7 protein-coding genes and 1 pseudogene are annotated in these 7,852 nt (G+C 72.0%); 5 read left to right on the forward strand and 3 right to left on the reverse strand.

Going from position 1 to position 7,852, the window contains the following annotated elements:
• A partial coding sequence (locus tag ACWDS7_RS44305; RefSeq protein WP_451934189.1) for an alpha/beta fold hydrolase occupies nt 1–387 on the forward strand: 387 nt, incomplete at its 5' end.
• 3 nt (nt 388–390) lie between these two features.
• Nucleotides 391–1,773, forward strand: coding sequence for a tannase/feruloyl esterase family alpha/beta hydrolase (locus ACWDS7_RS44310; protein ID WP_451934190.1), 1,383 nt, complete (start codon nt 391–393; stop codon nt 1,771–1,773).
• Here ACWDS7_RS44310 and ACWDS7_RS44315 read toward each other — a convergent pair.
• Entirely contained in the window at nt 1,758–3,737 is a 1,980-nt protein-coding gene (locus tag ACWDS7_RS44315) for a glycosyltransferase family 2 protein (protein WP_451934191.1), read from the reverse strand. The two genes, ACWDS7_RS44310 and ACWDS7_RS44315, sit on opposite strands and share 16 nt — an antisense overlap.
• Nucleotides 3,738–3,797: 60 nt before the next feature.
• Nucleotides 3,798–4,502 (reverse strand): aggregation-promoting factor C-terminal-like domain-containing protein, encoded by a 705-nt coding sequence (locus ACWDS7_RS44320; protein WP_306863884.1) that lies wholly within the window; start codon nt 4,500–4,502, stop codon nt 3,798–3,800.
• Nucleotides 4,503–4,827: 325 nt separating this feature from the next.
• Here ACWDS7_RS44320 and ACWDS7_RS44325 point away from each other — a divergent pair, with 325 nt between their 5' ends.
• From ACWDS7_RS44325 to ACWDS7_RS44335, 3 genes are read left to right on the forward strand one after another with little or no spacing between them, the layout of a single operon-like run.
• On the forward strand, nt 4,828–5,502 hold the full coding sequence (locus ACWDS7_RS44325) for a response regulator transcription factor (protein ID WP_306863882.1): 675 nt from the start codon (nt 4,828–4,830) through the stop codon (nt 5,500–5,502).
• Nucleotides 5,499–6,905: a sensor histidine kinase gene (locus tag ACWDS7_RS44330; RefSeq protein ID WP_306863879.1), complete on the forward strand. Its 1,407-nt coding sequence runs from the start codon at nt 5,499–5,501 to the stop codon at nt 6,903–6,905. The genes ACWDS7_RS44325 and ACWDS7_RS44330 overlap by 4 nt, the downstream gene beginning before the upstream one ends.
• Nucleotides 6,902–7,492: a hypothetical protein gene (locus ACWDS7_RS44335; protein ID WP_451934192.1), complete on the forward strand. Its 591-nt coding sequence runs from the start codon at nt 6,902–6,904 to the stop codon at nt 7,490–7,492. Before ACWDS7_RS44330 ends, ACWDS7_RS44335 begins: the two co-directional genes overlap by 4 nt.
• Nucleotides 7,493–7,688: 196 nt before the next feature.
• On the opposite strand, the pseudogene ACWDS7_RS44340 reads toward ACWDS7_RS44335, so the two are convergent.
• A pseudogene (locus ACWDS7_RS44340) lies at nt 7,689–7,852 on the reverse strand (PhoH family protein); the annotation flags it as partial.

Here is a 7,852-nt window from a genome sequence, read left to right on the forward strand (position 1 = left end):
CACTACCCGGGCGACGCGGTCGCCTCCGAGGTGTGGCCCGGGGTCGCCCCCGGCACCCGCGGGGTGCTCAACGCGCTGGCCCCCACGCACTTCCGGCTGGACGACCTGCACACCATCGACCCCAAGCCGCCGATCCTGTGGATCCGCGGCGCGGCCGACGTGATCGTCTCCGACACCTCGCTGTTCGACCTGGCCCACCTCGGCGCCCTCGGCGTCGTCCCCGGCTCGCCGGGCACCCCCGCGCAGCCGATGATCGCCCAGACCCGGGCCGCGCTCCAGCGCTACGGCGACCACCGCGAGGTCGTCCTCGACTCCGGGCACAGCCCGCACGTCGAGCGGCCCGAGGAGTTCCGCGCCGCCCTCGTCGACCACCTGAAGCGGAGCTGAGCGATGCGCACACCGTCAGGATCACGCGGGCGCGCCGTGCCGGCCGCCGGGCTCACCGCCGTCATCACCGCCGCCGCCCTGCTGGCGGGCGCGCCGGCCGCGGGCGCCGGGGTGTCGGCGGAGCGGGACCCGGTGGGCGCGCACTGCGCGCGCCTGGACCGGGTGACGGTCCCGGGGGCCGAGCACCAGGTGACGGCCTGCCTGGACGACCTCACCACGGCGGGCACGACGGTCTCCGGGCACACCGACCCCGCCGACTGGGCCGGACTCCACCCCGCCGGGGCGGTCAACCCCAAGGGCGTCCCCGGCATCCAGGTCGACGGCTACTTCCCCGACACCTCGACCTCCAACACCACCCACGGCTGGAACCACGACTCCCAGTTCGTGCTCCGGCTGCCGGACAGGTGGAACGGCGGGCTGGTCGTCGCCGGCACCCCGGGCAACCGGGAGCAGTACGCCAACGACTTCACCATCTCCGACTGGGCGCTGGCCAAGGGCTACGCCTACGCGGTGACGGACAAGGGCAACGTCGGGGTCACCTTCTACAAGGACGGCCGCCGGCCGGGCGACGCGGTCGCCGAGTGGAACCGGCGGGTCACGCAGGTGGCGGTCGCCGCCAAGGCGGCCGTCGCGCGGCGCTACGGCAGGCTCCCCGAGCGGACCTACGCCGCGGGCATCTCCAACGGCGGATACCTGGTCCGCTGGCAGCTGGAGAACCGGGCCTGGCTGTATGACGGCGGGGTCGACTGGGAGGGCACGCTCTGGCGGGTCGAGGGCGACAACCTGCTCACCTTCCTGCCCCCGGCGCTGCGGGCCTACCCGGCGGGCGACACCCAGGCGATGTACGACGCCGGGTTCGCCAAGGGCTCGGAGTTCCTGTGGCCGTTCCACTACCAGTACTACTGGGACCTCACCCAGCGCGTCTACCGTGAGGAGCTCGACCCGGACTTCGACGGCGACACCGAGGCGGGCACGCCCTTCTGCGCCACCGGCACCCCGGCCTGTGACACCGACTACGACTACGACGCGCGCAGGCCGTACCGGGCGGTGGAGAGGATCGGGCTCACCGGCCGGATCGGCAAGCCGCTGATCACGGTCCACGGCACACTGGACACGCTGCTGCCGATCTCCCGCTCCGGCGACGTCTACGCGGACATGGTCGGCGACCGCCGGCCGTTCCGGTACTACCGGGTCACCGACGGCACCCACGTGGACAGCCTCTACGCCGCCTACCCCGACAGGCTCCGCCCGCTGCTGCCGTGCTTCCGCAGCGCGTTCGAGGCCCTGACGGACTGGGTGGAGCGGCGGCAGAGCCCGCCGCCGAGCGCGACCCTGCCCCGCCCGGCGGGCGGAGACCTCGCCAACGAGTGTCAGCTCGCCAGGTAACGCTCCTGTACGGTCCGGGTCAGCCGGACCGCGCCCCGTGCCCCGGGGATCCGCCGCGCGATGCGCTTGAGCAGCGGGTTCCGGGGCGCGGGCGTCCCCCCGGCGGACTCGTAGATCTCCACCCGGCCGCCGCGGCTCATCCCGACCTTGAAGCGGAGCCCTACCTCCGGGCCGTCCACCCGCAGGAACGGCACCCAGTCGCCTGGTGCGAGGGCGCCGTCACGGTGGGTCAGCCGGGTGGGGATCTTGGCGACCAGCCGCCCGGGATGCTGGCCGGGCACACCCGGCTCGACCAGGGCCGGCACGCAGACCTCGCGCTCCCGGCGCGTCTCGTGGCGCAGCACCAGCTCGGCGGGCGGCCCCCCGCTCGGCGGCACGTACGGCACGGGCACGACGACGAAGACGTGCTCGCGCTGCCGGGTGATCGTCGTCCCTGCCGAGACCAGGACGATCGACTCGGCGAACGAGCGGGGCTCCACGCAGACGCCCAGCTCGCCCCGGTCCGACCACCAGGGGATGACCAGCCGCTTGGAGTAGTCGGCCAGCACGCCGGTGCAGTTCAGCGGGGAGCCGGTGACGCGGGTGCGCGCGTGGTGGGCTCCGCCGTACATGCGCACGTGGATCTCCCACAGCCCGGGCGGCAGGGGGCGGCCCATGGCGGCGGAGGCGACGTCCAGCCGGGCGGTGCCGGCGACCTGGAGCCTGACCCCGTTGCGGTGGCGTGAGCGCATCATCGAGCAGGTCACCGGGAGGAAGTAGACGAGCCCGGTGTCCTCGTGCCTGACGTAGACCTCGAACCGGGCGCGGGCGGCGGACTGGGAGACGTCGGCCAGCTCGGGCGCGAGACGGAAGCCGTCGAGGGGCACGGGCGGCTCCCAGAGCAGGCCGTCCTCGCCGTGGGGCAGGAAACGCGTCGGGGACCCGTCACCCCGCAGGATCTCCACGCTGAGGCCCATGATGAACGCGCCGTCGTCCCAGACGACCTCCCTGAGGTCGGCCTGCAGGCGGGTGCCGCGCATGGCCTCGGCCAGCACGACCAGCTGGTCGAGCCGGCCGGCGCGCAGCAGCGCGGCGCGGGCGCGCAGGTGCACGGGCAGGTAGGGGTCCAGGCGCGGGGGGAAGCGCTGCACGGTCAGCTCGCGCAGGCTGGTGAAGGTGGCCGCCCGCTCCCTGGAGGAGGCGGAGACGAACCGGCCTCCCCCGAGCAGGCGCAGCACCGAGGTGCGGAACCAGTGCGCGTACATCCGGTCGCGCTGGCGCCCGGCGGGGACCTCGAAGTCGATGATGTCGAGCAGCTCACGCAGCTCGGCGCCCCAGACGTAGGGGTCGCCCGGCGGCTCGGGCCGCTCCTCGACGTGGCAGCAGACCTGATCGGCCAGGGTGGCGACGACCTTGGCCCGCAGGTAGGCCCGGAGCGCGAACGCCTGCTCGGCCAGGCGCCCGCCGGAGTCCGCGAAGGTCAGCGCCTCGGCGTCCAGGAACGTCCTGCGGTAGAGCTTGTGCGGGGTGAGCAGTGACAGCAGCCGGTCCCTGAAGATGTCGGCGCGTTCCCGGTTGCCGTCGAAGACCGTGGAGGGCGGCGGGCCCTGGTCGCTGACCAGGCGCCCGACGAGGATGTCGGCGTCGGTCTCCACCGCGCGCTCGTACATCCGCCGCAGGGCGCCCCGCTCCAGGCGGTCCGTCTGGTCCATCAGGTAGACGTACTCGCCCTTGGCGATCGCCATCCCGACGTTGCGCGCGCGGGCCGGCGAGCCGTCCGGGCCCAGATGGAGCACCCGGACGTTCGGCCGCACCGCCGCGACGGAGTCGAGGCGCTGCTGGATCCCGTCGTCGGACCCGCCGTCGGCGAAGATGACCTCGTACTCCTCCGAGGGCATCGACTGTTCCAGCAGCGAACGGATACACGCGTCGGCGGTATCACCGGGGTTGTGCACCGGCACTACCACGCTGACCTTCACATCCATACGGCCAAGCGTGCGATGCCGGCGGGCGGCAGACGGTCAGACTTGCCGACTCCTGGTGTCTCAGTACCAGCCCTTGGCCTGGGAATGGCCCCAGGCACCACAAGGCGTGCCATAACGACCCTTGATATAACCGAGTCCCCACTCGATCTGGGTGGCCGCGTTGGTCTGCCAGTCACCTCCGGCGCTGGCCATCTTGTGGCCGGGCAGCGACTGCGGGATGCCGTAGGCGCCGCTGTAGCGGTTCATCGCCCGCTCGTTCCAGCCGCTCTCCTTCATCCAGAGCTTCTCCAGGCAGCCCCACTGGTCGGCCCAGCCGCGCGCCTCCAGCATCTGCTTGCCCAGCGCCTTGTTGCCGGTCGGGTTGGCGGTGCCGGGCGGGAGCTGCTGCGGGTCGAAGCCGCCGCCGCCGGGGGCCTCCTTGGGGATCACGATCTGGTCCAGCGGCTTGCGGTGGTCGCGCTGGGCCTTCAGCTTGTCGGCCTTGAGGGCCTGGGCCGCCTGGGCCTTGAGCACGTCGCTCTGGGGATCGGGCGCGAACGGGTCGCCGCTGAGCATCTTCGACAGATCGCCCAGGCTGAGCGGCTCCTCCGCCGGGGCGGAGGCGTTCTGGACGGCGGTGTAGACGGTGAAGCCGCCGCCGCCGACGAGGATCACGGCCGCCGTGCCGAGGATGACGGCGCGCTTGGGGGTCAGCCACCCCTGCTTCTTGGCCTTGGCCGGTTTTCCGGCCGTGCGGCGGGGGCGGGGAGCTGAGTGCTCCTTCACGTGCGGCGGTCCTGAACTCACGACCTATGAGCTTGCCGTGGACAGGGGGGTGGTCCGCAACCCGAACGGGAGAGTTGGTTGGTGTTCCCCTGGACGGCCGCCGGTTTTTTTGCCGCCTACTTGCTGGTTACATGGACTTTCCTGGGATTTGGCCCGGTAAATGTGATTTTCATCACATTTACCGGGCAGGGGCCTCCTACGTACCCCCGCACCGGAGGAAACGCCCTCCATTAGGCTTTCAACGCCATATTTGGTTACTGTCCACCTCATGTCACAGTTCCGTGACGGTGCAGGTGTCCTCCCATATTGGAAGAATAATTACCCGGTGGCCGGCATCCTCCTTGTTGAAGACGATCCCTCGGTCCGGACCGGGCTCGAACTGGCCCTGACCCGTCAGGGCCACTCCGTGACCTCCTACGCCAGCGGCGAGGAGGCGCTCGACCACATCCGGACGCGGCGCCCCGAGATCGTCGTCCTGGACGTCATGCTCCCCGGGATCGACGGGGTCGAGGTGTGCCGCCGCATCCGCAGGCTGGACCAGCTGCCGGTGATACTGCTCACCGCCCGGGGCGACGACCTGGACGTGGTCGTGGGGCTGGAGGCGGGGGCCGACGACTACGTGGTCAAGCCGGTCGAGCCGCGCGTGCTGGACGCCCGGATCCGCGCCGTCCTGCGCCGGGTGGAGTCGGTCGCCTCCGACCGCATCACCTTCGGTGACCTGGTCATCGACCGGGGAGCGCTCAAGGTGTCGCTGGCCGGCCGGGAGGTCCATCTGACCCCCACCGAGCTGCGGCTCCTGCTCGAACTGGTCCGCCACCCCGGCCAGGTGCTCAACCGCAGATACCTGCTGCGGGCCGTCTGGGACCACACCCACGTCGCCGACTCCCGGCTGGTGGACGCCTGCGTCCAGCGGGTCCGCGCCAAGATCGAGTCAGTGCCCGCCGAACCCCAGTTCATCCACACCGTCCGTGGGTTCGGTTACCGGTTCAGCCCGCCGTGAAGCGGGCCTACACCGGGCTGCGCGGCCGCCTGGTCATCGCCTTCACCCTGATCGCGGTGACGGCCTCCGCGCTGGTCGCGGGGATCGGCTACGAGCTCGTCAAGGGCCGGACGATCGACCTCGCCGAGCAGGTGGCCGTGCGCGACGTGCGCGACACCCTGGAAGGGATCAGGGTGCCCATCGGCGCGCTCTGGGCGGGAGACAGCCCGCCGACCGACGCGCAGATCAGCACGTTGCAGAAGAGCCTGCGCCTGCGCAACGGCGGGGTGGTGGTCCGCTACCAGAGCTACCTCTACCCCGACGGCGACTTCAGCATGAACGACGTCCCCGCCGACCTCGACGCCGGGGCCGCCCGGCGGCTGGTGACCAAGCGGCAGACGATCGACGGGAAGATGTGGCTGCTCATCGGCACCCCCGTGTGGCGGATAGAGCCCCTGCGCATCGCCAAGCCCACCGGGATGAGCGTCTTCGTGTTCGTCCCCCTGGCCGAGGAGGAGCAGCTCCTCGACGACCTGCGGCAGCCGCTGGCCGCCGCCGGGGCCATCATGCTGATCATCGCGCTCGCCGTCGCCCTGGTGTCGGCCCGGCGGGTGCTGCTGCCGGTCCGGCGGCTCGGCTCGGCGGCCCGCGCGCTCGGCGCCGGCCACCTGGACACCCGCCTGCCCGTACGCGGTCAGGACGAGCTGGCGGAGCTGACCGCGACGTTCAACGACACCGCGGCCGCCCTGGAGCGGAGCGTGACCGAGCTGCGCTCGCTGGAGGCGATGTCACGGCGGTTCGTCGCCGACGTCTCGCACGAGCTCAGGACCCCGCTGACCGCGATGACCGCGGTGACCGACATGCTCTCCGAGGAGGCCGAACGGCTGCCCCGCGAGCCGGCGGCGGCCGTACGGCTCGTGCTGCGGGAGATCGGGCGGCTGCGGACCCTGGTGGAGCAGCTCATCGAGACAAGCCGGTTCGACTCGGGCACGGCGACCCTGAACCTGGACACCACGAACATCGCCGACGTGATCTACGACTGCCTGGAGACGCGGGGCTGGTCGGAACGGGTGGAGGTGAACGTGCCGCAGGGACTGGCCTTCTCCCTCGATCCCCGGCGCTTCGACGTGATCATGGCGAACCTGGTGGGCAACGCCCTGCGCCATGGCGAGCCTCCCGTCGTGGTGACCGCCCGCAGCACCCCGAACGGCCTGGAGGTCAAGGTACGCGACCACGGCAGGGGCATCCCGCCCACGGACCTGCCCCACGTGTTCGACCGCTTCTACAAGGCGGGCGCCCGGGGCGACGGGAGCGGCCTCGGCCTGTCCATCGCGCGGGCCAACGCCCGCCTGCACGGCGGCACCATCTCGGTGCGCCCGCAGGATCCGGGCACGCTCTTCACGGTCTGGCTGCCTTCGACATGAGGCTCCACGCTCCGGTCTCCTTCCGCCCGCGCCCCTTCCGCCCGCGGTGGCCGGCGTGCCTGCTCGCCGCCGCCCTGACGCTGGGCGGCTGCGGGATAGCCCCCACCGAGGTGCGCGACCAGGGCCGCCCTCCGGTGATCAGTTACAGCCCCACGTGGGTGACGGTCTACCTGCTGCGCGACGGGCGGCTGGAGCCCGCCAGCATCCCTGTGGGCTCCGACTCCGCCAAGGACATCGTCAACACCCTGTTCCGGGCCGGGAAGCAGCCGCCGAAGAAGGGGCTGAGCAGCGCGCTCAACGAGTTCAGTCACTACGACACCGAGACCACCCGATACTCCGACACGCCCCAGCGCAACGACCCCGGGGGCAAGCTGGGCTACCGGCTGAACGTGATCATCACGGGAGAGGGCGAGATCTCCAGAGCCGGGCTCGCCCAGATCACCTGCACCATCAGGCAGAACAAGCAGGAGAGCATCTGGAGCGTCGAGGTCACCCGGCTGTTCCCGGGCACCCCGGCGTCGCTGGGCGAGCACACCTGCTTCGAGTATCGGGACCTGGCCGCCAAGGGGGTACGGCTCCCGCCGTGACGGGCCGGGGGCGGCTGCGCCCCGTGCCGACCGTGAGACGCGGCCCGCCGTACCCGTGACGGGCCGGAGGGGGCCGCTCCCGCGGCGCCGGCCGCGGGGGAAGCTGCTCCCGCCGGGACGGGCCGGGGCCCGCGGATCCTCCGCGGACGGCCGGCCGGATGGCCGGCCCGCCGTGGGAGGACCCGCGGGCGGCGGCCTACATCGTGATGTCCTCCAGCATCTCGGTCACGAGGGCGGCGATCGGCGAGCGCTCCGAGCGGGTCAGCGTGACGTGCGCGAACAGCGGATGGCCCTTGAGCTTCTCCACCACCGCGACCACGCCGTCGTGCCTGCCCACCCGGAGGTTGTCACGCTGGGCGA

The sequence above is a fragment of the Streptosporangium sp. NPDC003464 genome (assembly GCF_053588315.1).